The following is a 2,018-nucleotide window of genomic DNA, read 5'->3' on the forward strand; positions in this document are numbered from 1 at the left end:
TCTTTTAATCTTTTAATCTTTTAATCTTTTAATCTTTTAATCTTTTAATCTTTAAATCTTTAAATCTTTAAATCTTTAAATCTTTAAATCTCGAAATCTTTAAATCTCAAAATCTCCGACCCCACTCTTCCGCGTTAAGGATGGCAGCGAAAATCGTGTTTTGCGCTTCCGCTAAAGGCGCAAAACGCCCCGATAACTATCGAGGTAGCGAACAGCCTGACGGCGCGTGAACTTTTGTTTTTGACGCACTTATTTTCGCGCCGGAACGCCCAAATTAAAATACTTCCACAAAAAAAGCCGCTCTAAAACGAAACGGCTTCAATACATTTTTTATGTGCTTTAGGTTTATCCTCTAAATTTGGCTTCGAGCTCAAAAACGTGCTCTAAAATTTTAGCATCTTCATCACTAAAGGTTACGTGGCGGCGCGACATTGCAATTTTTGCCGTCTCAAACGCTTTTTTGGTGAGGTAAGAGGTAAAACCCGCTGCACCGCCCCAAGAAAATCCGGGTACGAAATTTCTCGGAAAGCCAGCTCCAAAAATATTGGCCGAAACGCCTACAACGGTGCCGGTGTTAAACATGGTATTGATTCCGCATTTGCTGTGATCGCCCATCATTAATCCACAAAATTGCAAGCCTGTTTTTTCAAAACGCTCGGTTTCGTAGCTCCACAACTTTACTTCTTCGTAGTTATTTTTCAAGTTCGAGTTGTTTGTATCGGCACCTAGGTTGCACCATTCGCCGAGTACCGAATTTCCGAGAAAACCGTCGTGACCTTTATTGGAATACGCGAAAAGAACCGAGTTTGAAATCTCTCCTCCTACTCGGCAATGCGGACCAACAGTTGTTCCGCCGTAGATTTTCGCACCCAATTTCACCACCGCCTGCTCGCACAATGCAAACGGCCCGCGGATGATGCTTCCTTCCATAATCTCGGTGTCTTTGCCGATGTAAATGGGTCCGCCGGCTGCATTTAACGTCACCAACTCCAATTTCGCACCTTCTTCTATAAAAATATTTTCGGGCGCTATGGTTTGAACCGATTTTGGAATGGGCTGTGAAGTGCGATCAGACGTTAGCAAGTCAAAATCGTCGCGAATTGCAGCGTCGTTTTTAGAAAATATGTCGTACGGCTTTTGAATGGTTACTACATCTTCGGGTACTTCGAGAATTTCGTACTGATCGAAATCAATTTCCTCTTGAACCGAGGTCGTAAAAAAGGCAATAATTTCTCCATCTTTTGCGATAGCCTGATTGGCTTCGAGGTTTTGAACCATTTCTACGAGCACATTACTGGGCAGTACAGACGCATCAATCATGATGTTTTCGTCGAGTTCGACCATCGGGAATTTCTCAGAAAGATATTCTTCGGTGAGCGTTGTGATCGTGTTTCCTAGATGGCGTTCCCATTTTTCGCGAATGGTTAAAATACCTATGCGGATATCGGCAACAGGTCGGGTAAACGTAAAAGGTAGTAAGGCATTTCGGTGCGGACCGTCGTAAAGGATGTAATTCATGGTTTCAAAAGAATGATGCTAAAGGTACGAAGCTCCGCGAAAATGCAGGCAAAAAAAAACCTCCCGAATTTCGAGAGGCTTATAGGATAGCAAAACAGCTTATTTAATGTGCTTCGCGTATTTGTTTTTGAATTTGTCGATACGACCAGCAGTATCGATAAGTTTAGATTTACCTGTGTAAAAAGGGTGAGAAGACCTTGAGATTTCCATCTTAACAACTGGATACTCAACACCTTCGTAAACGATGGTTTCTCTAGTTTCAGCAGTTGATTTAGTGATGTACACTTCTTCGTTAGACATGTCTTTGAAAGCGACTAATCTGTAATTTTCCGGGTGGATTCCTTTTTTCATGGTTTTTCTATTTGTGTCGTACTTTAGGTTGATGCTTTCGAAATCGAAAGGTATTCCGCCGGTTTCGACTTTTATAATCAGTTCAAATTTGAGAGCGCAAATGTACAACTATATTTAAATCAGAAAAATAATTACACGAATAAAGTTGC

The 2,018-nt window shown here is 41.6% G+C and carries 2 protein-coding genes; both read right to left on the bottom strand.

The window, feature by feature from the left end:
* Positions 1-345: 345 nt before the first annotated feature.
* Complete coding sequence (locus ACOVQQ_RS00460; protein WP_421816472.1) at positions 346-1,518, bottom strand: GlmU family protein; 1,173 nt, start codon at positions 1,516-1,518, stop codon at positions 346-348.
* 99 nt (positions 1,519-1,617) lie between these two features.
* Complete coding sequence (locus ACOVQQ_RS00465) at positions 1,618-1,869, bottom strand: type B 50S ribosomal protein L31 (protein WP_094486266.1); 252 nt, start codon at positions 1,867-1,869, stop codon at positions 1,618-1,620.
* Between the last annotated feature and the right edge of the window lie 149 nt (positions 1,870-2,018).

The sequence above is a fragment of the Flavobacterium sp. genome (genome assembly GCF_049240005.1).
Taxonomy (GTDB): domain Bacteria; phylum Bacteroidota; class Bacteroidia; order Flavobacteriales; family Flavobacteriaceae; genus Flavobacterium.

Excerpts from the sequence above, each read along its gene's own strand:
- ACOVQQ_RS00460 (WP_421816472.1), bottom strand. The coding sequence starts at position 1,518 with ATGAATTACATCCTTTACGACGGTCCGCACCGAAATGCCTTACTACCT.
- ACOVQQ_RS00465 (WP_094486266.1), bottom strand. The coding sequence starts at position 1,869 with ATGAAAAAAGGAATCCACCCGGAAAATTACAGATTAGTCGCTTTCAAA.